16 protein-coding genes are annotated in these 23,912 nt (G+C 67.8%); 9 read left to right on the top strand and 7 right to left on the bottom strand.

Features of this window, described 5'->3' with window-relative positions; all coding sequences use genetic code 11:
• Positions 1-2,838 carry an ATP-binding protein gene (locus JOD97_RS21760; RefSeq protein ID WP_209723211.1) on the top strand — a complete coding sequence of 946 codons (2,838 nt, stop codon included), beginning with the start codon at positions 1-3 and terminating at the stop codon, positions 2,836-2,838.
• Here JOD97_RS21760 and JOD97_RS21755 read toward each other — a convergent pair.
• Both JOD97_RS21755 and JOD97_RS21750 read right to left on the bottom strand, forming a co-directional pair.
• On the bottom strand, positions 2,835-3,359 hold the full coding sequence (locus JOD97_RS21755) for a hypothetical protein (protein ID WP_209723209.1): 525 nt from the start codon (positions 3,357-3,359) through the stop codon (positions 2,835-2,837). The genes JOD97_RS21760 and JOD97_RS21755 overlap by 4 nt on opposite strands.
• Before the next feature lie 397 nt (positions 3,360-3,756).
• Positions 3,757-4,284, bottom strand: coding sequence for a hypothetical protein (locus JOD97_RS21750; protein WP_229264632.1), 528 nt, complete (start codon positions 4,282-4,284; stop codon positions 3,757-3,759).
• 194 nt (positions 4,285-4,478) lie between these two features.
• On the opposite strand from JOD97_RS21750, the gene JOD97_RS21745 reads away from it, so the two are divergent.
• A complete protein-coding gene (locus JOD97_RS21745) occupies positions 4,479-6,938 on the top strand; it encodes a S9 family peptidase (protein WP_229264631.1) in 2,460 nt (819 codons plus the stop codon).
• A gap of 50 nt (positions 6,939-6,988) precedes the next feature.
• The gene (locus JOD97_RS33035; RefSeq protein ID WP_255585903.1) at positions 6,989-7,117 is read left to right on the top strand and encodes a hypothetical protein; all 129 of its coding nucleotides are present in this window, start codon (positions 6,989-6,991) and stop codon (positions 7,115-7,117) included.
• Positions 7,118-7,243: 126 nt separating this feature from the next.
• On the opposite strand, the gene JOD97_RS21740 is transcribed toward JOD97_RS33035, so the two are convergent.
• A complete protein-coding gene (locus JOD97_RS21740; RefSeq protein ID WP_209723205.1) occupies positions 7,244-11,797 on the bottom strand; it encodes a translocation/assembly module TamB domain-containing protein in 4,554 nt (1,517 codons plus the stop codon).
• On the bottom strand, positions 11,797-13,617 hold the full coding sequence (locus JOD97_RS21735) for an autotransporter assembly complex family protein (RefSeq protein ID WP_209723796.1): 1,821 nt from the start codon (positions 13,615-13,617) through the stop codon (positions 11,797-11,799). The genes JOD97_RS21740 and JOD97_RS21735 overlap by 1 nt, the downstream gene beginning before the upstream one ends.
• Before the next feature lie 282 nt (positions 13,618-13,899).
• On the opposite strand from JOD97_RS21735, the gene queC reads away from it, so the two are divergent.
• The gene (queC, locus tag JOD97_RS21730) at positions 13,900-14,607 is read left to right on the top strand and encodes a 7-cyano-7-deazaguanine synthase QueC (RefSeq protein WP_209723203.1); all 708 of its coding nucleotides are present in this window, start codon (positions 13,900-13,902) and stop codon (positions 14,605-14,607) included.
• 386 nt (positions 14,608-14,993) lie between these two features.
• Positions 14,994-18,047 (top strand): CHASE domain-containing protein, encoded by a 3,054-nt coding sequence (locus JOD97_RS21725; protein WP_209723201.1) that lies wholly within the window; start codon positions 14,994-14,996, stop codon positions 18,045-18,047.
• 13 nt (positions 18,048-18,060) lie between these two features.
• Here the strand turns inward: JOD97_RS21725 and JOD97_RS21720 are convergent, their stop codons facing one another.
• The gene (locus JOD97_RS21720) at positions 18,061-18,462 is read right to left on the bottom strand and encodes a hypothetical protein (protein ID WP_209723198.1); all 402 of its coding nucleotides are present in this window, start codon (positions 18,460-18,462) and stop codon (positions 18,061-18,063) included.
• Positions 18,463-18,723: 261 nt separating this feature from the next.
• On the opposite strand from JOD97_RS21720, the gene JOD97_RS21715 reads away from it, so the two are divergent.
• The 3 genes from JOD97_RS21715 to JOD97_RS21705 all read left to right on the top strand — a co-directional run bounded on the left by JOD97_RS21715 (position 18,724) and on the right by JOD97_RS21705 (position 21,702).
• On the top strand, positions 18,724-18,981 hold the full coding sequence (locus tag JOD97_RS21715; protein ID WP_209723195.1) for a hypothetical protein: 258 nt from the start codon (positions 18,724-18,726) through the stop codon (positions 18,979-18,981).
• A 175-nt stretch (positions 18,982-19,156) separates the two neighbouring features.
• The gene (locus tag JOD97_RS21710) at positions 19,157-19,657 is read left to right on the top strand and encodes a hypothetical protein (protein WP_209723192.1); all 501 of its coding nucleotides are present in this window, start codon (positions 19,157-19,159) and stop codon (positions 19,655-19,657) included.
• 101 nt (positions 19,658-19,758) lie between these two features.
• Positions 19,759-21,702, top strand: a complete 1,944-nt coding sequence (locus JOD97_RS21705; RefSeq protein ID WP_209723189.1) for a GAF domain-containing sensor histidine kinase — start codon at positions 19,759-19,761, stop codon at positions 21,700-21,702.
• Here JOD97_RS21705 and JOD97_RS21700 read toward each other — a convergent pair.
• Complete coding sequence (locus JOD97_RS21700) at positions 21,689-21,967, bottom strand: transcriptional regulator (protein WP_209723185.1); 279 nt, start codon at positions 21,965-21,967, stop codon at positions 21,689-21,691. The genes JOD97_RS21705 and JOD97_RS21700 overlap by 14 nt on opposite strands.
• Positions 21,964-23,028 carry an HD domain-containing phosphohydrolase gene (locus tag JOD97_RS21695; protein ID WP_209723181.1) on the bottom strand — a complete coding sequence of 355 codons (1,065 nt, stop codon included), beginning with the start codon at positions 23,026-23,028 and terminating at the stop codon, positions 21,964-21,966. The genes JOD97_RS21700 and JOD97_RS21695 overlap by 4 nt, the downstream gene beginning before the upstream one ends.
• Before the next feature lie 173 nt (positions 23,029-23,201).
• On the opposite strand from JOD97_RS21695, the gene JOD97_RS21690 reads away from it, so the two are divergent.
• Positions 23,202-23,840: a response regulator gene (locus JOD97_RS21690; protein ID WP_209723177.1), complete on the top strand. Its 639-nt coding sequence runs from the start codon at positions 23,202-23,204 to the stop codon at positions 23,838-23,840.
• Positions 23,841-23,912: the final 72 nt, after the last annotated feature.

The following is a 23,912-nucleotide window of genomic DNA, read 5'->3' as shown; positions in this document are numbered from 1 at the left end:
ATGTTTCATATCAAATCGTTAGAACTGGTCCACTGGGATTACTGGCAGCGCATCAAGAACATCCCGCTGGACGCCAAGATCATCACCATCGCCGGCCAGAACGGCTCCGGCAAGACCACCTTGCTCGACGCGCTGCGCACCTTGTTCGGCCTCGATTGCTCGATGGGCCGCACCTACAAGCACTACGCGCGCCACAGCGGCCAGCAGACCGCCTGGCTGCGCGCCGTGGTCGACAACAAGAACGTCGGCAAGCAGCTGTCGAACCGTCCGTTCCGCAGCTCCGGCTTCTTCAGCGACGACGAGGTCACGCTGTTCTGCCAGATCCAGAAGAACGGCGGCGACTGGAAGCGCCAGTACCTTATGCGGCCCGGTAACGTGCAGATCGAGGACATCGGCGAAGTTGGCAATGACTGGCTCGGCGTCGAGAACTACCGCAAGCGCCTGGCCAACGCCGGCCTGTCGCCGGCGATGGCCAAAGTGCTGGCGCTCGAGCAGGGCGAGACCGACAAGCTGTGCGAATACGCGCCGCGCCAGTTGCTCGACCTGGTGTTCCAGGTCTTCGGCGACAAGGAGGTGCTGGACGCGTACGACGAGGCCAAGCGCCACCAGCGCGACACCGAAGTCGAACTGAAACGCTTCGAAACCGAACTGGAAGCTTCCAAGACCAACCTGGAAGGCCTGCGCCTGCGCGTGGCCAACTACCACCAGTGGGAAGACCTGAACAAGGAACGCCGCAACTTACAAGAAGAGGTTCTTCCTACGCTGGAGTACCACGAGGCGCGCGAGAAGCACGGCAACGTCAGCCGCCAGTTGCGCGAGGCGCGCAAGCCGCTGATGCAGGCCGACCAGCAGATCACCGACAAGCGCAACCAGCTGGCCGCTCAGGCCAAGGCACTGAGCGACGCGCAGCAGCACGAGACGGTGCTGGAGCAGGAATCGACGTCGCTGCAAACGCGCCTGACGCACATCAACGGCAAACTCAAGCCGCTCGACAGCCTGCTGGAACAGAAGGTGCGCCTGCAAAAGCTGGCCGCCGATTCCGGCGCCGACCTGGCCGAAGTGGCGCAGACGCTGCAGGAAAAGGAAATCGAGCTGGCGCGCCAGCGCAACGCGCGCGACGCCATCGCCGCCAAGATCGCCGGCGAGCTGGCGACCATCTCGGCGCTGCAGGGCAAGACCGCGATGCCGGAACCGGAAGCCCAGCGCACCATGCGCCGCGCGCTGAACGACGCCGGCATCGGCCACGCCATGTTGTCCGACATCGTCGAGGTGACGGACGCGCGCTGGCAGGGCGCCATCGAGGGTGTGCTCGGCGGCTATGCGTCGGTGGTGCTGCTGGATAAATCGAGCGACGCCTCGGCGGCCTACCGCCTGGCGGAGAAGGAGCGCTATCGCCACTTCATCGTGCCGGACCTGGTGCACGCGCCGACCGTCAAGGACGACAGCCTGATGTCGGTGGTGAAGTTCTCGGCCAAGGTTCCGGCCTGGCTGGTGGAACAGCTGTCGCGCATCACGCGCGTGGACACCGTCGACGCCGGCGCCAAGCTTGGCAACCACGAAGAGTGGATCACGCCGGACGCCTACCACCGCGAACGCCGCGGCGGACGCTCGCTGTTCGTCGAGGCGTCGCGCTACCGCTTCGGTTCCGCCGGCCGCACGCAGCGGATGGAAGCGATCCAGAAGTCCCTGCCGGCGCTGGAGGCGCAGGAGGACGCGTTGACGCTGATCGTCTCGAAGCTGGCGTCGGAAATCAGCGCGCTGAAAACCCGCCTGGCCGGCGTCGACGCCGCCAAGGAACTGGCCGCGCGCCAGGAGGAGTTCGACGAGGCGGCGCGCAACGCCGTGCCGCTGAAGGAAGAGCGCACCGAAGTCGGCACCCGCCTGGGCGAGCTGCAAAACCTGATCAAGAACGCCGTGGTGACCCGCACGCGCGCCGACACGACGTGGCAGAACGCGCGCTTCGCCTTGTCGGAAGCGGAAGCGGGCATGCGCCTGAATAACAAGCGCCAGATCGAGCAGCGCGCCGACCACGCGCGCGCCTTGCTGGCGTTGCGCAAGGCGTGGCGCCATCTGCCGAAAAGCTGGCGCCGGCCGGAGCGCCGCCTGCGCCTGGTCAGCGACCATCAGAACGCGCACCAGGTCAACCTGCGCATCCACAGCCTGGAGGCGAGCCTGTCGCGCAGCGACTGGGAACTGGATGCGACGGTCATCGACCAGTATCAGCGCCTGAACGAGCAGCTCAGCGGCCGCCAGTCCGAGACCGAGGAGCGCCGCTACCAGAACAACCGCGCCATCGAGGCCACCGGCAACGCGCGCGGCGCCTACATGGAGCGGCTGCGCTACACCATCAAGACCTACTCCAAGAACATCAAGGAGCTGGGCGAGCTGGCGGGCATCGAGGTGCACTCCGACCCGGTGCGGCTGGAGAACGACGACACGCAGCTGGCGCAGGCCGGCCTGCACGTGCGCTTCAAGTTCGACGGCAAGGGCATCATCGGCATGAACGACGGCGAGGCGTCGGGCGGCCAGCAGGTGATGAAATCGCTGGTGCTGCTGATTGGTTTGCTGAAGTCGGAAGACGGCTCCGGCGGCTTCGTGTTCATCGACGAACCGTTCGCCCACCTGGACATCCGCAACATCCAGCTGGTCGGCGAGTTCCTGAAGAACACCGACGCCCAGTACCTGATGACGACCCCGCTGACGCACAACACGGACGTCTACGATCCTTCCGAACTGACGCTCATCACGAGTAAAAAGAAGAAGGATACCGAGTGGGCGCAGCCGATCTTCGTGCTGCAGCGCCGCACCGACGGCGCCAAGGCGGCCAAGGCGGCCTAGTCGGCCTGATCGGCGGAGGTGGCGCCCAACAGCTGATCGAGCTGGCGGGCGAGGGCGGCGGCGGTTTCGCCGCCGCGCGCCTTTTGCACCGCCTCGACGTAGGGCTGGCGCAGCTCGCGCAGGTCGGCCACGCTGCTGGCCTTCTCCACCTTCAGCTGCAGGGTGAAGCCGCGCAGGCCGATGGTGTTCTTGATGGTCTTGTTGTAGAAATCATAAATCGATTGGAACTGGGCGATCTGCGCCGGTTCCGGCAACGGTGGCTGCGCCGGCGCGGGTTCGGCCGGCGCGGGCTCGGCCAGGGATGCATAGCTGGTCGCCAGCACGATATAGCCATGCTCCACCAACTCCGCCAGCGCGCTCGCGCCCAGGCCCAATCCCGCCACGTTGCGCAACAGTTCCTCCTCGGTGCGGCGGCCGTCGATCTGGACCAGCAGGGTGCGCAGACGCGTCGCAAGCTGGTACTTGCGTGTCGCGATCTCCTCCTTGCCCTTGGCGGTCTTGTCGTAGATGGAAGTGTTCATTTGCCATGTAAATTATTGCTGTGCGGATACATCAGCATATCACCGATTGCTCCCCGCTCCGCAGCATAACGATAGCACTGTCGTTTAAAAGGCGTGGCTTTTTTATATGGTTTTTATCGGCGTTGCTGTTGCTGCGGCGCGGTGGGGCAGGTGGCCGTTTCGTAAGTTCCCGGCGGCGCATGCATGGCGGATTACGCTGCGCTAATCCGCCCTACGTGTTTCAGGGGGGCTGCGCCCGCCCAGGCCGAACACGGTTCCGCGCATGGCGACACGCGGCGCGGCCGAATCACGATTCCACGCATGGCGGCATGCGGCGCGGCCGAACCACGGTTCCACGTAGGGCGGATTAGGCGGAACGCCGTAATCCGCCATCGGCGAGCCGCCGCCAGCGCATGACTTATTTGATATCGAAGATGTCGATCGGGCGTGGCAGCGGCTTTTGGCTTTTGTGCCAGCGCACCAGCAGCAGGCTGTAGGTGGCGTAATACCCGGCCAGCAGCCCGACCAGCACCGCCGTGACGGGATTGCCGAGGAAGTCCGGATCCAGCGCCAGGCCGTCGTGCATGTGCAGATAGGCCTCGAACAAGCGGTAGATCAGCCGGCTAATGAACAGCATCGTCACCAGCAGCGGGATACGGCGGTCGGGCGTGTAGAAAAAGCCATCGGGTTTGTTCTCGAGCCGCGTCAGGCGCAGGTTGCGCTGGCCCAGCGCGGCGCCGGCGGCGGCGCCGGCGAGCAGCGCGCCGAGCGCGATCCATTTGCCGATGAGCAGGCCCAACATTACCAGCAGCACAACGGACATCACGCTCGCCATCGCGTAATGGCGCCACAGTTCGGACTTGGTGCGCACGATCAGCCGTTTGAGCCGCGAGTAAATACGCCACACCGCCAGTGGTACCAGCAGTAACAGCGTAAGCGTTGTCATTTCCATAGTCTATCCAACCGCGTCATTCGAAGAACTGCGATTGTACAGCGCGGCCGCCCGTCGCGCGGTGTTGCGGCGCGGGGTTACAGATTGTCACGACAATTCCTGCATTCATTGACATTCGCGTATAGCATAAGCACACTGAACCGCAGCAGTACCGAGCAGCCTCGCGCTTCTGGACCGAAAGGACATCCATGAACAAACAGATCCCCATGCTGCCTCTGAATTTAGGTTTGATGGCCGCCTCGCCGCAGGCCGGCGCGCAGGAAGGCGGCTACCGCTTGCCGCCGGCCGCGCTGCAGTCCATCGTCGACGCCCCGCGCGCGCCGGCGCTCAGTCTCAGTCCCCAACGCGACCTGGCCGCCGTGGTCCAAACCCCGCCCTTGCCCGGCATCGCCGAAGTGGCGCAGCCCGAGCTCAAACTGGCCGGCCTGCGCATCAACCCGCGCACCTGTTCCTCGTCGCGCTTCTCGTTCGGCACCGACCTGGCGCTGCTCGACATCGCCACGCAAAAGGAGAGCCGCATCCGCGGCCTGCCGCGCGGCCTGCGCCTGTCCGACCTGGCCTGGTCGCCGGACCAGCGCTACCTCGCCTTCACGCACATGGCGTTCAAGGGCGAGCGTGGCGCGGTCGAATTGTGGCTGGTCGATATCGCCGCGCGCAAGGCGAGCCGCTTGTCGGCCCAGCCGCTGTCGGCGGTGCTCACGCGCGGCTTCAACTGGCTGCCCGACAGCGCCGGGCTGCTGGTGCACTGGCGTCCGACCGGCATGGCCAAGGCGCCGCAGCCGACCGGCATTCCGTCCGGCCCGATCCAGCAGGACAGCGAGGCCGATGGCGCCGTGCGCCAGCTGCGCACCTATCAGGATTTGCTCAAGAACGAGGACGACGCCCGCCTGTTCGAGCACTACGTCACGGTGCAAATGGTGCTGCTCGACCTGCACGGCAAGGCGCGCATGATCGGCGCGCCCGGCCAGTATTCGCGCACCTCGATCGCGCCCGGCGGCGAGTATCTGCTCACGCAAAGCATCACGCGGCCGTATTCGTACGTCGTGCCGGCGTCCAGTTTCGGCGAGCGGGTCGACGTGCGCGACCTCGATGGCGAATTGCTGCACACGGTGGCCATCCTGCCGCTGGAGGAGGGGCTGCCGCCGGGGAACGACGCCGTGTCGGTCGGCGTGCGCCATGTGTCGTGGCGCGCCGACGCCCCGGCCTCGCTGGTGTGGGCCGAGGCGCAGGATGGCGGGGACCCGGCCCGTCCGGTGGCCGACGGCATCCGCGACCTGGTGTATCTGCAGGCGGCGCCGTTCTCCGAGCCGCCCAAGGTGCTGGCGCGCTTGACGATGCGCTACGCCGGCATCGCCTGGGGCAGGGACGATGTCGCGCTGATCAACGAGCGCTGGCACAAGACGCGTCACTACAAGCAGTGGATGATCGCCCCCGGCCACCTGTCAACGCCGCCGGAGCTGATCTACGCCGGATCGTACGAGGACCGCTACAGCAACCCCGGCTCGCCGGTGATGCGCGCCGACGTCTCCGGCTTCCCGCGGCTGCTGATCGGGCCGGGCACCACCATCCTGCTCGATGGCGCCGGCGCGACGCCGGAAGGCGACCGTCCGTTCATCGACCGCCTGAGCCTGACAACCAAACAGAAAACGCGGCTGTTCCAGAGCGAGGCGCCGTATTTCGAGAACGTGGCGGCGGTGCTCAACGACGACGGCACCTTGCTGCTGACGACACGCGAGTCGCCCACCGAGCGGCCCAATTACTACCTGCGCGACCTGACCAAGCCGGCCGGCGAGCAGTTGCGGGCGCTGACCGATTATCCCCATCCGACGCCGCAGTTGAAGGAGGTGCACAAGGAGCAGATCCGCTATCCGCGCAACGACGGCGTCGAGTTGACGGCCACGTTGATGCTGCCGCCCGGTTACGAGAAGACGCGCGACGGCCCGTTGCCGCTGCTGATGTGGGCTTATCCGCAGGAGTTCAAATCGGCCGGCGCGGCCAGCCAGACCACCGGTTCGCCTTACCGTTTCAACTCGGTCAGCTACTGGGGGCCGGCGGCCTTCCTGGCGATGGGCTACGCGGTGCTGGATAATCCGTCGTTCCCCATCATCGGCAGCGGCGAGCAGGAACCCAACGACACCTATCTGCCGCAGCTGGTGGCGGACGCGCAGGCGGCGGTGGACGAAGTGGTGCGGCGTGGCGTGGCCGAGCGCCACCGCATCGCCATCGGCGGCCACTCGTACGGCGCCTTCATGACCGGCAATCTGCTGGCGCACACGCGCCTGTTCCGCGCCGGGATCGCGCGCAGCGGCGCCTACAACCGCACGTTGACGCCGTTCGGCTTCCAGTCGGAGGAGCGGCCGTTCTGGCAGGCGCAGGACGTGTACCAGGCGATGTCGCCGTTTAATAACGCCGACAAGATCAAGGACGCGATGCTGCTGATCCACGGCGAGGAGGACAGCAATTCGGGCACGTTCCCGCTGCAGAGCGAGCGCATGTTCCAGGCCATCAAGGGGCTGGGCGGGACGGCGCGGCTGGTGATGCTGCCCAAGGAATCGCACGCCTACCGCGCGCGCGAATCGATCCTGCATATGCTGTATGAGACCAACGCCTGGCTGGATAAATACGTGCGTCAGGCGAAACCGGTGTAATCGGCGGGCGTCGTAGAATGGACGCCCGTCCTTTATCTGGAGTGAAGATCATGGAATTTGTCACCTCGCACCGCGCGCCCGATCCGCAGCCGGATGACGATACGGCGCCACCGTCGCCGCCGCACGTGCCGCATCCGGTGCCGCAGGACGATCCCGTCCCCGACCACAATCCCAGCTGACGCGATGTGATATCGGGGATCACGTAGGGCGGATTAGCGCAGCGTAATCCGCCAATGCGTGCGTGACCGGCGGCTCATCGATGGCGGATTACGGCGTTCCGCCTAATCCGCCCTACGTGGATCCACTCAATCGAACGCCCAGGTGTACAGTACGTCCAGCGCGTTGTTGGTCCCCGTCTGGAACTGCAAGGTGATGCGCGGATTGAGCTTGTAGCGCAGCTTGACCAAACTTGTGGCCGTCCCCGCGCCCTGCTCGAAACTGAGGTAGGCGCGCGACGAGATGCGCTTGCCGATCGTGACCACGGTGTTCTGCAACCCGGTCGCCGCGCCCGCCGTCGACGTGCCCGACGCCTGCCCCACGCCCAGTTCGTCCAATCCCAGCTTGCCGGCCAGCTTGCCCGTGCCGCCACCGCCGCTGCCGCCGAACAGCGCGCCGGCGGCGGTGCTGAGCAGCGCCATGTCGTTGCCGGCCGTGTTCTCGATGCCGTGGCCCAGCACCAGCCATGACAGCTTGTCGCTGTCGGGCACCGTCGGCGTCGACACCAGCTTGGCCGCCGGCGCCAGCGCCGTGCCGCGCACCTCCACGCCCGCTTCGACGTTGGTCTCGCTCAGCGGCTCGCCCTCCGGACGGCGCCGCACAGCCAGGATGTTCAGGCCTGGATTGTCGTAGGCGCCGGTGAAGTTGATCACGCCGCGCTCGATCGCCAGCTTCTGGCCATACGCCGCATACGTGCCGTCGACCACGCGGATGCTGCCGTTGATCCGGGGCGGACGGCGGTCGGCGATGCGGATGCGCACCGCGCCCGCCAGCCGCGCGTCGAGCCCTTTGCCTTGCAACTTGAACGCGTCGCCAAGATCGGCTTCGACATCGACGTTGAGCGGCATGCCCTGCGCGGACTTGGCCGGCGGCGCGCCCTTGCCGACGATGACCACGTCGTTGCTGATGGTCGGCCCGCCTTCGCCGGCCAGCTCGATGTTGGCGCGGTCGGCGCGGAATTTGCCGTCGAGCTGGAAGCGTTTGGCGTCGCGCGTCAGGGAACTTTGTCCGCTGACGACCAGGATGCGGTCGGGGCGCGACAGCAGTTCGAGTTTGTCGGCGGTGAGCTTGAGCGCCATCGTCGCCTCGTTGCCGGCGTAGCGTATCCAGCCATCGGCCAGCGCGCGGCCCTCGGCGCCGTCGAAGCCCAGTTTTTGCAGTTGCAGCTGGTCGCCGGCCAGATGCGCCCGCAGCACGCCGTTGCGCAGCCTGATGCCCTCGTCGGGCAGGTTGACCGTCAGCTTGTCGCCGTTGATGTCGCCGTTCAGTTGCGGCGCGCCCAGCGTGCCCGCGCCGGAAATGGCCAGCTTCAACGTGCCGTCGATTTCCAGCCCCGGTTGTCCCGCCAGCGGCGCCAGCCAGGCCAGCGAGCCCATATTGGCGTTGCCTTCCAGCGTGAACGGGCTGGCGTCGGCCAGCCTGCCGTCGCGCAGCTGGGCGCTGCCATCGATGCGGGCCTGGCCCACGCGGGTGCCGTCGACGTCGAGGCGCGTGCGCAGCGTGCCGTCGTTGACGTCGACGCGCGCATCGAGCTTGGTCAGCCCGAGCGCCTGCGACAGGTCGGCGCCGATGATGGTCAGGTCGCCCTGTTCGCGGAACACGTGCAGCGAGCCGCCCAGCACCGGGGCGGCGGCCTTGGTGCCCGCCTGCAGGTTGAGGCCCCAGTCGGCGCCGATGGTCAGGTTGCCGCGCACGTTCTCGCGCCAGGCGTCGGACAGCTGGCCCAGATAGTTGACCGGCACGCCGGTGGCCTGGCCCTTGCTGCGCCACGCGCCGCCGTTTTTTTCGACGTTGTCGATGCGGATGCTGCCGTCGCGGATCTTGATGGTGGCGTTGGTCAGCGCGATCTTCTCGGGACGGGCCAGGCCGGCGACGCCGCTGCCGTCCGGCGCCACCAGGCGCAGTTGCGCCGGCGCGACGAGGTTGAGGGCGAAGCGGCCCTTGTTTTGCAGCGAGTCGATGGTGCCGGTCCAGGCGTCGTCGGCCCAGCTGCCCTTGACCCGCAGCGAGGCGTCGAAGCGCGGATTGCTGGCGCTGACGTCGATCGTGTGGCCGCTGCGGCTGCCGCTGGTTTGCAGGCGCGCCTTGTCGATCTTGATCGATGGCGATTCGTACAGCGTGATCTGGATGTCGCTCACCAGCGGAACGTCGGCGGTGGCGGCGCGGCGCGCGGCGGCCGACGCGCCATTGACGACGGCGCCCGGCGCGGCGGCCATGGCCACCGTGTTGCCCAAGGTGGCGCTGCCGCGGATGGCGCCGATTTGCTGCTGGCCCGGCAGGCGCAGGGCGCTGCCGTCGAGCGTGAGCGCGATCGCCGGCCGCGCGGTGGTGCCGGACAAGGTGCCGCTGGCGCGCAGCGCGCCGCCGAACGGCGGTCCCAGCGCGGCCAGTTGCGGCGCCTCGAGCTTCCACTCCAGTTTATCGAGCGCGCTGCCGAAGCTGCCCTTGGCCAGCAGCCGGTTGGTGGCCAGGCGCAGATCGATATCGGCGTCGCGGATGACGTCCTTGCCGGCGGTCAGTTTGGCGTAGCCGGACAATGGCGCGCTGGCCAGCGTGGACGGCTGCAAGGTCAGGTTCAGACCCGCGCGCCAATCGTCCGTCAGCTGCGCGTCCGCGGTGAAGGTGGCGTTGATGGCGCCCGATTGCGCGGCGCCGAATGCGGCCGGATTGAGGCGCTGGACGGTGCCGGTCATTTTGACCTCGGGGATTTTCTTGGCGCCGGCCAGCGCCACGTTGCCGCTGGCGTGGATCAGGCTATCGGGCGCCGGACGCTTGGCCGAGGCCAGCGCCAGGCCCTTGGCGTCGGCCTCGAAGCTGCTGCGCGGCGCCTGCACGGTGCCGGTGACGACGCCGCTGGCGCTGATGGCGCCCAGCAGATCGCTGCTGACGGCCGACAGCTGGCGCGCGTCGACCTTCCAGCGCAGCTGCTCGCCCGGCGCGCCGAAGCCGCCGGTGATCTCGGCGTTGTTTTGCGCCATCGTCACCTTGGCGTTGACGCCGCTGATGCGCTTGGCGTCGGCGTTCAGTTTGCCGTTGCCGGTCAGCGGCTGGCCGAACAGCTTGCTCGGCTTGATCTGGAAGTCGGCCGCCACCTGCCACGCCGGCGCGATGGCGCCGCTGGCGTTGACGTCGGCGTTCAGATCGGCGACCGGGTAGCCGGCGCCCAGCGCGGAAGGGTCGAAGTGCTCGGCGCGCAGCTTGGCGCTGAAGGCCTGCTTGTCCTTCAGGCTAAGCTGGCCGGTGGCGCTGATCGTGCCTTTCTTCGCCAGCAGGCGCGCCTGGTGCAGCTGCAGCAGCGCGTCGGCCAGCGTGGCCTGCACGTCCAGCCGCAGGCCGGCCTGCGACAGGTTGGCGTTCAGGCTTTGCTTGGTCGGGGTGCTGGCGAGCGCGATGTCGCCGGCCACGGTCGTCTTGTTGGCGCTGGTGTGCAGGTGGCTCAGGTCCAGACGGTCGGTGTGCAGTTTGAAGTTCGCGGCGTCGATGCCGGCGTCCGGCCCTTTGCGCTGGACGTCGCCGCCGCCGGTGAAGTGGCCCGCCGGGCCCAGGTCGAGCAGCACGTTTTCCAGCAGCGACGCGGTCAGGGTGCCGCCCAGGCGGCCGCTGAAGATTTGCAGCGGCAGCGCCTCGCGGTCGATCGGGCCGGCCTTGTCCTGGTTCACCAGCGCGAACTGGCCGGACAGCTTCTGCTCTGGCGTGATCGCCGCCGTCACCTTGAGGCTGAACTTGGCCGCCGGCAGCCCGGCCTCGAAGCCGGCCGGATTGAGGTCGCGCGCGGTCAGGTCGATCGCGCGCAGGATGATGGGATCGAACGGCGCCAGCGCCACGGTGGCGTTGCCGCTGGCCGGTCCGGCTTCGCCCTGCGCCTTGAGCTCCAGCAGCGCCAGATTGCCGCCGGCGGTCAGGTTCAATTGCGCCGGGATGGCGGCGCTGGCCGCGCCCTCGGCGGGCGGTTTGTCCTTGGCGCCGGCGGCAGGGATGGCGGCCTGCGTCAGCGAGGCCTTGCCCTGCAACGCGAACGGCTTGTTGGCCGCGATGGTCAGGTCGGCCTTGGCCAGGCCGAACGGCGTGCCGGCCGACGCTTCCTTCAGATGCCAGCTGCTCTTGTCGCCAACCAGCTCGAAGCGCAGGTTGGCGATGACGGTGGTGCCGCTTTCGCTGACGAGGGTCAGTTTATCGAGGCGGGCGTCGGACAGGCTAAGGCGGAACGGCGCCGCCAGCGACTCCGGCATCTTGGCCGGCTCGGACGGCCCCAGGCTTTGCACCGTCAGCGCGGCGACATGCAGTTCGCTGATGGCCAGGCCTTCGGAAAAATACTGCAGCGGCGACCAGTTGATGTCGATGTCGCGCGCCGTGACGACGCTGTCCTTGCTTCGATAGACCAGCTGGCCGATATGCATGCGGTGGTACAGCGAGCCGCTGACGCCGGTGACGGCGATCTGGCCGCCGCTGGCCTTGGAGACGCGCGCGACCAGCTGCTGCAAGGTCGATTCGCGGCCCAGCAGCCAGAAGGCGCCGGCCAGCAGCGCGACCAGCACCAGCAGCGAGATGAGCACGCGGCGCGGCCAGCGGCGCGGAGGAGGGCTGGCAGGGGCCACGGCGGTGTCGGGGCCGCCCGGCTGTTCGGTGTTGTTATGGTCGGCCATCAGAAGGTGAATCCCAGCGAGAAGTGCAAACGATATTTTTGAACCGCGTGTCCGTACGCGACATCGACGTTGATCGGACCGACCGGGCTTTTCCAGCGCGCGCCGACGCCGTAGCCGGACTTCGGATGCAGCGCGCTGAAGCTGTCGCCGGCGTTACCGGCGTCGTAGAACACCGCCGCGCCATACTGCGGTTTGAACCAGTACTGGTACTCGGCGCTGGCGGTGGCCAGATAGCGCCCGCCGACGGTGGCCTCGCCCTGTTTGACGCCCAGCTCCTGGTAGGCGTAGCCGCGCACCGACTGGTCGCCGCCGGCGCGGAACAGGTACACGGCCGGCACGCCGACCTTGTCGCGCGACCCCAGCCCGCCGACTTCACCGCGCAGGATGATGTTGGAGGTGGTGTTCAACGGCAGATAGAAGATGCCGCGCGTGTAGGCGCGCACGAAGGCCTCGTCGGTCAGGATCGGCAGCAGCGCGCCGCCCACCTGGGCGTTGAGCGCGTAGCCCTTGGTCGGCATTAGCAGGTTGTCGACCTTGCGCCAGGTGACGGCGTACGTCAGCGGCAAACTCTTGCTGGTGACCGAGGGCTGGCCCTGCACGGTCTTGGTCTCGCTCAGCAGCTCGAGCGACAGGCTGCGTTCGAGCAGCGGCGTGCCCCACGCGCGCTTGGCCGCGATGCTGCTGACGGCGGTGGTCTCGCCCTCGATGTCGCTGCGTTCGTACGAGGCGCCGATGCTGTGGTTATAGCCGTCCGACGTGACGGGGAAGTAGAAGTCGCCGCGCGCCGTCTGGCGCTTGGTCTCGAGCGTCAGCGCGCTTTTCAGGCGCAGGCCGAAGATCGCCAGGTCGTCATAAGTCAGCGAGGCGCGGTTGCCGGTGTTGGTGCTGTAACCGAGACCGGCGCTGACGTTCTTGCGCTTGTTCTCGGTCACGCGCACCAGCAGCGGCAGCGGCGCCATCGTCGCCGCGTTGTCCGAGCGCGGCAGCGGCACCGCCGGCGTTCCGGGCTCCGCGCCCGGCGCCGGGGTGGCGGCGGCCTCCAGCTGCTCGTTGAGGATGGCGCTCATGTCGGCGCTCACCTCGACGCTGCTGAAGTAGCCGGTGTCCTGCAGGCGCGATTGGTACGATTGCAGCGCCGCCTCGCTGTAGTAGTCGCCCGGCTCGATCTGGTTCAGATTGGCGATCACGGATGCCGGGTAGCGCTTCAAGCCCTCGATGCGCAGCTCGCCGAAGCGCAGCTCCGGGCCGCTGTCGAGCACCACGCGCAGATTGGCCTGGCGCGCCTCCGGATCGACCGTGGCCTGGCTCTCGAGCAGCTGGGCGCGCGGATAGCGGGTTTGCACCACCTGGCGCAGGATGGCGCGCTTGGACGCCTCCCAGTCGTCCTGGCGGAACACGGCGCCGCGTTTGAGCGGCCAGCTGGCCTTGAGGGCGTCGGCGTTGAACTGGTTGCTGGCGCGCTGGTCCGGGTTGGGCGAGAAGCCCTGCAGCACGATTTCGACCTCTCCCACGCGCACCGGCTCGCCCGGGACGACCTTGACTTGCACCACCAGCGGCGTCACGTTACGGTCGAGCTTGACGCTGACCTCGGGCGCGTAATAGCCGGCGGTGGCGACCAAGGTGCGGATCTGCTCCGGGCTCGTGCGCACCAGCCGGAACAGCTGGTCGCGGTCCATGCGGATGTTGCCGCGAAAGCGCATCAGGTCGAGGTTTTTCTCCAGCAGCTCTTCCAATTCCTTGGGCGCGTCGATGTTGACCTCGTATTTGATCCCGGTCGAGACCACCGGCGCCGGGGTTTCGGCCTGGGTCTCCGCCTGCATCTCGGCCGGGGCCGGCGTCGGGGCGGACTCCTGAGTCTGGCCGTAGGCCGGGCCGGCGATGGCCACGGCGCCCGCCGCGACGGTCAACAACAAGGTGAATGCTGCACGGCAGCAAGATACTTTTGGCGTGACTTGTGCCAAAATTCGTGATCTTGCCAATTTTTTTGCTGGCGATGCCGGTAACATGAGACTCCATCAGGGTGTGCGCTAGGCGCCATGTTACCGGATCGCCCTTAAAGATGGCGTACATATAACATCGTGTCACCCCTGAAAGAAAATGTCATGCTGCCTACCGATTCCGCCCTGGTGCTCTTTAGCGGTGGACAAGATTCCACCACCTGCCTGGCCTGGGCGTTGAAACATTACGCCCGCGTCGAAACGATCGGTTTCGACTACGGCCAGCGGCACGCCGTGGAACTGACCGTCCGCCCCGACGTCATCGCGCGCCTGCGCGCCCAACACCCCGAGTGGGACGCCAAGCTGGGCGAGGACCACATGATCGACCTGTCGCTGATCTCGGAGATCTCGCAGACGGCGATGACGCACGATATCGCCATCGAAACCCAGGCCAACGGCCTGCCGAACACCTTCGTTCCGGGCCGCAACCTGCTGTTCATGACGGTGGCCGCCACGGTGGCCTACCGGCGCGGCCTGACGGTGCTGGTCGGCGGCATGTGCGAGACGGATTTCTCCGGCTATCCGGACTGCCGCGACGACACCATGAAGGCGCTGCAGGTGGCGCTGAACCTGGGCATGGACACCCGCATCAAGCTGGAGACGCCGCTGATGTGGCGCGACAAGCGCCAGACTTGGGAACTGGCGCAGGAGCTGGGCGGCCAGCCGCTGGTCGACCTGATCCGCGAGGGCACCCACACCTGCTACCTCGGCGAGCGCGGCGCGCTGCACGATTGGGGTTACGGCTGCGGCACCTGCCCGGCGTGCGAGTTGCGCGCGCGCGGGTATCGGCAGTTTGTCGGCGGCGCCGTGTAATTCTGAGGTAGGTAGCCTCCGCAACGGGCAGCGTAGCGCTTTTACAACCCGTTCAGCGGCGCCAGGTCCAAATCGGCGCCGCCGCCGCGCGGTTTTCCCAGGGGCGCTTGCAAGTACTCCTATTCCTATGGACGACAAACCCGCGCCGACCCTATTGTCGTCGCGCTTGTCGCGCACCCATTATTGAGTGAAAACCATGGTTGCATAAATGATTTCGTGGTTATTTGTCCGCCAACCGAGTGTTTCGAATCGGCACAGCGCTTTGGTTGTCAATATGGGCTGGAGCCTGTTAGGATAAGGACCAGTTCGTTAGCGGATGCAACTTAGCCAGGGACAAATCTTTGATTTCGTACTTCCACCAGTTGCAGGTCACGGGTTAATCGGACATGACCGACATTCAGGCTCATTTGCGCCGGCTGGTGCAGAACTTGCTGTCGCCGCGCGTGCTGCCGGCGCTGGTGCTGACCGGCGGCCTGGGACTGACCGCCGTGTTGTGGTGCGGCGCCAGCGCCGACGCCGAGCAGGAGGCGCAGACCGACTTCGACGCCAGCGTGCGCGAGCTGGTCAACCAGCTCGACCAGCGCATGCAAAACTACGTGCGGGTGCTGTACGGCGTGCAGGGCCTGTTTTACAGCTCGCTCGACGTCGACCGCGACGAATTCCATACCTATCTGGCCGGCCAAGACCTGGGCCGCCAGGTCCCCGGCGTGCAGGCGATCGGCTACATCCGCCTGGTCGACGCCGGCCAGCGCGACGCCCACGAGGCGCTGGTGCGGCGCACCGACTATCCGCATTACCACATCGTGCCGCCCGGCCAGCGCGCGTGGTACGCGCCGACCGTGTACATGGAGCCGCTCAACGACAGCAACCGGCGCGCGATCGGCTTCGACTCGGCCGCCGATCCGGTGCGCCGCGCCGCGCTCGAGCTGGCGCGCGATTCCGGCCTGCCGGCCATGAGCGGCAGCGTGGGCCTGATCCAGGACCTGGACCAGCCGCCGCAGCCCGGCTTTCTGATGCTGCTGCCCCTGTACGCCACCGGCAAGCCGGTCGGCAGCTGGAGCGAGCGGCGCGCCGCCATCACCGGCTGGGTGTTCGCGCCGATCCGGGTCGGCGATCTGATGGCGGGCGTGGGCAACGCCCGCACCGCCGCGCTGGACGTGGAAATCTACGACGGCGACCGGGTGGCGCCGGAGGCGCGCATGTACGACAGCGCGCCGGCCGCCGGCGCCGGCGCCGCGCGCGCGCGCGTGCAGCAGCTCGCCATCGGCGGCCGCCGCTGGACGCTGCGCATCGCGGCGCTGCCGGCCGCGCAGCCGGCGCGCGCCGACCGCGCGCTGGCCATCGCCGGCGTCGGCGTGCCGCTCAGCGCGCTGGGCGCGTGGCTGGCCTGGGTGCTGACGCGCGCCCGGCTGCGCGCGCACCGGGCGCTGGCGCGCAGCCGCATCCTGGCCGGGGAGCTCAAGGACGGCCAGGCGGCGCTGATGGTGCTGGCCGACAGCGCCCAGCGCAGCCAGGCGATGTTGCGCAGCATTCTAGATTCGACCATCGACGGCATCCTGGTCGACAACCTGAAAGGCGCGGTGCTCAACTCCAACCGCCGCTTCCGCGAGCTGTGGAACGTGCCCGAGTGCCTCGACTGGCAAAGCGACGGGGCCGTGCTGATGCGGCACATGCGCGGGCAGCTGCACCATCCGGACGGCGGCCCGCGGCTCGACGATTTGCAGCAGATGATGCTGCCCGGCGTCGAGCGCGGTGTGCCGGTCGAGGCGCAGCACGAGGTGCTGCGCCTGCGCGACGGCCGGGTCATCGAGCAGCACACGCGCGGCCTGCAACTGGGCAGCGAGCCGGCGCGCATCTGGTCGTTCCGCGACATCACCGAGCGCACCCACATCGAGCGCAGCGAGCAGACCCGGCGCCACGTGCTCGAGCTGCTGGCCACCGGCGCGCCGCTGCGGACGATCCTCGAGAGCGTGGTGCGCGGCGTCGAGGCCGACAACGAGGACCTGATGTGCTGCGTGTTGCTGCTCGACGAGACGGGCGGGCGCCTGCTGGTGGCCGCCGCGCCCAGCCTGCCGGCCTTCTTCAGCGCCGCCGTGCACGGCACCTCGGTGCACAGCCGCCACGGCGCCTGCGCCGAGGCGGTGCGCACCGCCAGCCGCGTGGTCATCGAGGATCTGCGCGACGCGCCGTCGTGGGCCGAGCACCGCGACCTGGCGTTGCAGGCGGGGCTGGGCTCGTGCTGGTCCGATCCGATCTTCGGCGCCGGCGGCAACGTGCTGGGCACCTTCGCCGTGTTCCACCGCGAGGCGCGCCTGCCCAGCATCGCCAACATCGCGCTGATCGAACAGGCCGCGCGGCTGGCCGGCATCGCCGTCGAGCAGGCGCAGGCGGCCGAGGCGGTGCGCGCCGGCGAGGCGCGCTTTCGCAGCCTGTACGACCACGCGCCGGTGGCGCTGTGGGAGCAGGACTGGTCGGCGCTGCGCGCCGCGCTGGCCGAGCTGGCGCAGTCCGGCGTCGACGACATGGAGCGCTACCTGAGCGCCAACCCCAGCCAGGTGCGGCGCCTGGCCTCGCTGGTGCGCATCCTCGACGTCAACGCCGCCGCGCTGCGCCAGATCGGCGCCGAGCCGGGCCACAAGGACCTGGCGGCGATCGGCCTGGCGCAGAATTTCAACGCCGAGGCCATGCCCAGCTTCGCGCGCGCGGTCACGGCGCTGGTGCGCGGCGAGCGCTTCTTCTCGTGCGAGGGCAGCTTCGAGCGGCTCGACGGCGTCACCCGCCTCAACGAGCTGACCCTGATGGTGATGCCGGGCCACACGGACAGCCTCGACTTCGTCATCGTCTCGACCCTCGACACCACCGAGAAGCGCCGCATGCACGACGAGCTGCGCGTGCTGGCGACCACCGATTTCCTCACCGGGCTGCCGAACCGGCGCGAGTTCATGAACCGCCTGGCCGAGGAGCAGGAGCGGCTGCAGCGCGACATCGGCGCCTGCACCGCGGTGCTGCTGCTGGACCTGGACCACTTCAAGCGCATCAACGATGAATACGGCCACGCCGCCGGCGACGCCGTGCTGCGCCAGTTGAGCGAATTGATGCGGGAGGACCAGCGCAAGATCGACATGCGCGGGCGCATCGGCGGCGAGGAGTTCGCGATCCTGCTGCCGGGCGCGACCCTGGGCAAGGCCGCCGTGTTCGCCGACCGCCTGCGCCAGCGCATCGCCGACACGCCGATGCGGCTCGACGACGGCGCGCAGTTGACGGTGACGGTGAGCATCGGCATCGCGGTCATGGGCGGCGCCCAGCCGGGCGGCGACGCGGCGCTGGTGCGCGCCGATCAGGCCTTGTACACCGCCAAGCGCGGCGGGCGCAACCGGGTGGTGCTGATCGATGTCGAGGCGGATCGGCCGGGAGTTCAGGTCCCGGCCGCTTCCGGTTGAAAGGGGAGTGTATTTAGACCGCGTGTTCCATCGTGGCGCGCAGGCGCTGCTTGCGCGCGCGCGCCGTCAAGTACCAGTACAGGCCGATCGGGATCAGCAGCGGCAGCAGCAGCGGCGAGATGGCCGCCGCCAGCAGCACGCCGGCCAGCACCAGCGCGCTGACCAGGACGATGCCGACGCCGGCGAACACCAGGCCGACGAACACCGCCGCGCACGTCATGGCCAGCGCCGCGATCAGCATGCCGCCGGCCCCCAGCACGATGCCGAGCAGCGCGCCGAACGGGCCGCCGATCTCGTCGCCGTCGACGTTGACGGTCATGCCGTCGCCGAAGACGGCCTGGCACACCGATGCCGCCAGCAGCAGGACGAAGACGCCGAGTACCACTTTTTTGGTGTTGCTGGTTTTGCTGTTCATGATTCGATCCCTTGGTTATCCGTTGTTCGCTTGCCGTTTGCTTTGGCATGGTCGAACTGTACCGGCGCGCCCCGGCGCCGGCCATCGGATTGCGACAGAGCGGCGGATTTGCGGTATGGAATGACTTGCGGCGGCGCCGAGCGGAATCCCGGCGGGCGTCCAAACCCGTGGCCGATCGGGAAACAAACGCCCCTTTGTTCCTTGATTTAAAGATATCCCCGCCTATACTGATAACCTGACTTGCGCACGGAGGGTTTTACCATGGCATGGCTTGCAATAAGCGAGGGTCAATCGCTACCTTCGGTCCTGAATCGCACCCCGCGCCAACGCAGCGCGCGGCAACGCTCGGATGGCGGCCCCAAGGGCCCACCATCGGCGCCGCCGACCATACCGCCGATCATCATCACGCCGTTCAGCTACCAGAAGCCGGAGCCGGCCATCGATCCGCGCATCACGCCGCCGCGGCCGCCGATCATGCCGCCGCCACGGCCGTGCATGTCGTGCCTGGCGGCCTGCTGACCGTCCGCTGAACCGTTTCCGATCTCCCGCCGTACCCGTTTCCGGCACCGCTCCTTCGAGGGCGGCGCCGGCGTTGGCGCGGCCGGATCGCGCAGGCATGTCGAGTTGCTATTGTTGTTCGGGTGCGGGCCGCTTATGATTCCACCCCCGACTCCAATTCAACCCGAGCATAAGCATGAGCAACGACTATTCCGACACCGACCAACAGCCCGACGACGACGCCCCGATCCAGGAGGCGCGCGTGTGGCAGGGCAATGGCTGGACCGCGCGCGTGATCAAGAACGACGACGACGAGGGCTGGGCCGTGGCGATGATCAAGGACGGCGAGCCGGAACCGGCGCTGGTCGGTCCGTGGACCATGGGCCGCGACAAGAAAAATCCCAAGCCGCTCGACGTCAACGCCTTCAACACGCTGGTCAAGACCGCCAACGAGGTGATCCGCCGCCACGAGCAGCAACTGCACGCGCAGTTGCACAAGAACGTGTTCGTCAGCACCGACGACGGCCAGGTCAAGGTGGCGCTCGACATCGTGCCCGACGAGGACGACGCCTACGCCACCTTGACCGCGTTCGACCCCTACGGCGAGCAGATCGCCCAGGTGCGGGTGCCGCCGACGTTCAAGCTGAGCGTGACGAGCGCTGCGGCGTGGATCGAAAAAGGTTACAAAAAGCCGTGACGGGGCGCCAACGGTCGTTGCTTTCTGCGATAAGCGCTGGCCTTGGGGGCCGTCGACCTGATAGTATTTCCTATGTGCATCTATCCCACTTAGGAAACCTGATGGAAAGTCGTCTCACCCGTCTTGAAGCCGTTCAGACAATGTTGCTCGAAATCGGACAGAAATCGAGCACCTGCACCGATATCAGCGAGTTCTTGCAGGCCGTCCATGCGGCGCTGGGCCGCATCATGTACGCGGCCAATTTCTTCGTCGCGCTGAGCGACCACGAGGGGCCGGTCAACCAGGTCCGCTTCGTGTATTACGTCGACGAGGTCGACGCGCCGCCCAGCGGCGACGAATTGTTCGAGCTCAAGCGGGGCGAGTCGCCGACGGCGGCCGTCATCACCAGCGGCAAGCCATTGGTGATGACGGCCGCCGAGCACGTGTCCAAGCGCGCGGACAACGCCGACTTCGGCATCGGCACCATCGCCGAGCACTGGATGGGTTGCCCGCTGCTGGACCAGAACCACCAGGTGCTGGGCGCGATCGTCATTCAGAGCTACGACAAGCAGCACACCTTCAGCCAGGAGGACCAGGCGCTGTTCGCGCTGATCGCCAACCACGTCTCGAGCGCGCTGCGCGGCCTGCAGAGCATGGACCGGCTCGAGCGCGCGGTGCAGGAGCGCACCGCGCTGCTGGCGCACGAGGTGGCCGAGCGGCGCCGCGCCGAGGCCATCCAGCGCGCGCTGTACGAGCTGGCCAACCTGTCGGCCACCACCACCGGCGGCAACGAGCTCAACACGCGGCTGCACGAGATCATCAGCGAGCTGGTGCCGGCGCGTAACTTCCTGATCGCGATCTACCATCCGGACACCGGGGACATCAGCGTGCCGTATTTTGTCGATGAAAAGGATGACCAGGCGCCGGTCAAGCGCTTCGATTTCGGCATCGGCATGTCGTCGTATATTCTGCGGCGCAAGCAGGCCGCGTTGCTCGACAAGGCCGGCCTGGACGCGCTGGTGGCCGGCGGCGACGTCGCCCGGCCGCTGGGCAACGTCGACATCGCCAGCTGGATGGGCGCGCCGATGCTGCTGGGCGACCAGGCCTACGGCGTGATCGTCGTGCAGAGCTACGACGCCGCCGTGCTCTACACCCAGGCCGACCTCGACATCCTCGCCTTCATGGCCAGCCACGTGGCCGTGGCGATCGCGCGCCTGCAGGCCGAGCGCGAGATCCGCCGCGCCAAGGACGCGCTCGAGGAGCAGAACGCGGCGCTGGAGAGCGCGCTGGCGTCGCTGAAGGCGGCGCAGGGCGAGCTGGTGCGGCAGGAGAAGCTGGCCTCGCTGGGGCGGCTGGTGGCCGGCGTGGCGCACGAGATCAACACGCCGCTGGGCATTTGCGTGACGGCCACCAGCCATCTGGTGGAGGAGCTCAAGCTCACGCGCGAGGACCTGGCGGCCGGCGCGCTCGACGAGGACGGCTTGAACCAGTTCCTCGACATCGTCGACCAGTCGCTGCGCATCATGACCACCAACACGCAGCGGGCGGCGGCGCTGGTGCGCAGCTTCAAGCAGGTGGCGGTGGACCAGTCGTCCGACGACATCCGCAGCTTCAACCTGCGCAAGTACCTCGACGAGGTGCTGCTGTCGCTGCAGCCCAAGCTCAAGGGCAAGCCGATCGCCGTCGACATCGATTGCGAGGAGCGCATCGAGATGGCCAGCTTCCCCGGCGCGGTGTCGCAGATCGTCACCAACATGGTGATGAACTCGCTGGTGCACGGCTTCGAGGACGGGCAGTCGGGCAAGATCAAGATCAGCGGCAAGCTCGACGGCGATTTCGTCGTGTTCGAATACAGCGACGACGGCGCCGGCATGGACACCAGCACCTTGGCGCAGCTGTTCGACCCGTTCTTCACCACCAAGCGCGGTTCGGGCGGCAGCGGGCTGGGCGCGCACATCCTGTTCAACCTGGTGACGGGCGCGCTGGGCGGCACCATCAAGGTCGCCAGCGCGCCGGGCATGGGCCTGCACTACAAGCTGCGCTTCCCCAAGGTCAAGCGCCGCTGACCGCGCCGCCGCCGGCCGGCGCCCCGGCCAGCAGCGCGCGCAGTTCGCGCACCGGCATGCCGCCGACCTCGTGGATGCGCAGGATCAGGTCGGCGCTGACGGCGACCCGGCCGCGGCGCACCTTGCTGAGCGACGGCGCCGACACCGACAGCGCGCGCGCCAGGCTGGCGTCGTTGCGCAATCCCATGCGCTCGAGCAGCGCGTCCAGCAAACGGTGCGGGTGGCGGCCGGCGGCGCCGGTCAGGGGGATGGTCGGGGATTTCATGCGGCCTCCGCAAAATTGAGCAGCACTTCGGGTTGGGCGTAATGCTGGTGGATCGCCGCCAGCGCGGCGCCGTCGCGGAACAGCGCGTCGACACAGGCCGGGTCGAAATGTCGCCCCGACTCTTCCCGCATCGCCGCGCGCGCCGCGTCCGCGTCCCACGCCTGCTTGTAGGCGCGGCGCGAGGTCAGCGCGTCGAACACGTCGGCCACGGCGACGATGCGCCCGAGCAGCGGGATGGCGGCGCCGGCCAGGCCGAGCGGGTAGCCGCCGCCGTCCCAGCGCTCGTGGTGGCTGGCGGCGATGACGGCGCCGGCCTGCAGCAGCGGCGAGTCGCTGCCGGCCAGGATGTCGGCGCCGATGCCGGCGTGCTCGCGCATGGCGGCGCGCTCGCGCTCGTCGAGCGGGCCGGGCTTTTGCAGGATGGCCTCGGGCACGCCGAGCTTGCCGATGTCGTGCAGCGGCGCGGCCGTGCGGATCAGCTCGCACTGGGCCGGGTCCAGCCCGAGGTTGCGCGCCACCAGCTCGGCGTAGGCGGCCATGCGCAGCAGGTGGGTGCCGGTTTCCGGGCTGTGGAATTCGGCCGCGCGCGCCAGCCGGAAGATCGCCTCGCGTTCGCGCGCGGCGATGACGGCGGTGGCCAGGCGCACCTCGTCGGCCAGGCGGGCGGCGTGGCCGGCCAGCTCCAGCTGGGCGCGGCGCAGCGCCAGCAGGTTGCCGACGCGGGCGTTGAGCTCGACGAAGTTGACCGGCTTGGTGAGGAAATCGTTGGCGCTCAGGCGCAGCGCCTCGTGCCGCACGCGCGACTGGGTGTCGGCCGTGACCATCACCAGCGGCGTTTGCAATTTTCCCGGCAGCATGCGGAACTGGCGCAGGAACTCCAGGCCGTCCATTCCCGGCATCATATAATCGACCACCACCACGTCGGGGGCGTGGGCGGCGCACCAGGACAGCGCCTCGCGCGCGTCGCGCAGGCCGGTGACCGCGCAGTCGTCCAGCATTTCGAGCATGTGGCCGAACAGGTCCAGGTTGGCCGCGTCGTCGTCGATGATCAGGATGTGCATGTTGCCCTCCAAGGGCGGCCGTGCCGGCCGCGATAAATTTGTCAAAATCACTGTCGCCGCCGCGGCTCGGGCATAATGGAGTCGACCGGGCGCGGCATGGTTGAATTATAGAATTATTTGTTGAATTTAGTAAATATGTTTTATTCGATTTATTTGATATTATTGGGAGCGGCATGACGAAGCGCAGCGACGCCATCGAGGACGAGGTGTGCACCACCCAGCGCGCGGCAGAATTGCTGGGTATTTCTGTATCCTCCGTGCAACAGCTGGTCGAGGCCGGCGTGATCGAGGCGTGGAAGACCCGCGGCGGCCACCGCCGCATCCCGATGCGCGCCGTGCTGCGCTACAAGGAGGCGCCGCCGGGGCCGGCGTCCGGGGCGGCGGCGCCGGCGCGCGGCGGCCCCGCCGGGCGCGTGGCCACGGTGCTGGTGGTGGAGGACAATCCGATGCAGCGGGAGCTGTACCAACGCCAGTTCGCCGCCTGGCAATTGCCGCTGCACCTGATTTTTTGCGAAAACGGCTACCAGGCGCTGATGGCGATCGCCCGCAGCCAGCCGCACATCCTGTTGGCCGACATCGTCATGGACGGCATCGACGGCTACGAGGTGGTCAAGACCATCCTGGCCGATCCGCAGCTGGCGCGCATGCAGATCGCCATGCTGTCGGGCCTGCCGGAGGCGGACCTGGCGCGCCGCGGCGGCGTGCCGGACGGCGTGGTGTTTTTCGCCAAGCCGGTCAACTACGACGAGCTGCGCGGCTACATGAAGGCGTGCTGCGCCCAGCTGGTGCGTAGCCAGGACGCAACGAATTAATTAAATTTGACAATTATGGCGGGCTGAGGCAGCATGGGATGGCCGGTTTTTTTTGCTGACCGGCAACATCAC

The sequence above is a fragment of the Duganella sp. 1411 genome, assembly GCF_017833525.1.
Lineage (GTDB): Bacteria > Pseudomonadota > Gammaproteobacteria > Burkholderiales > Burkholderiaceae_D > Rugamonas.
The sequence above is the reverse complement of the archived record's forward strand: the minus strand, read 5'-3'. Positions and strand labels throughout refer to the sequence as shown.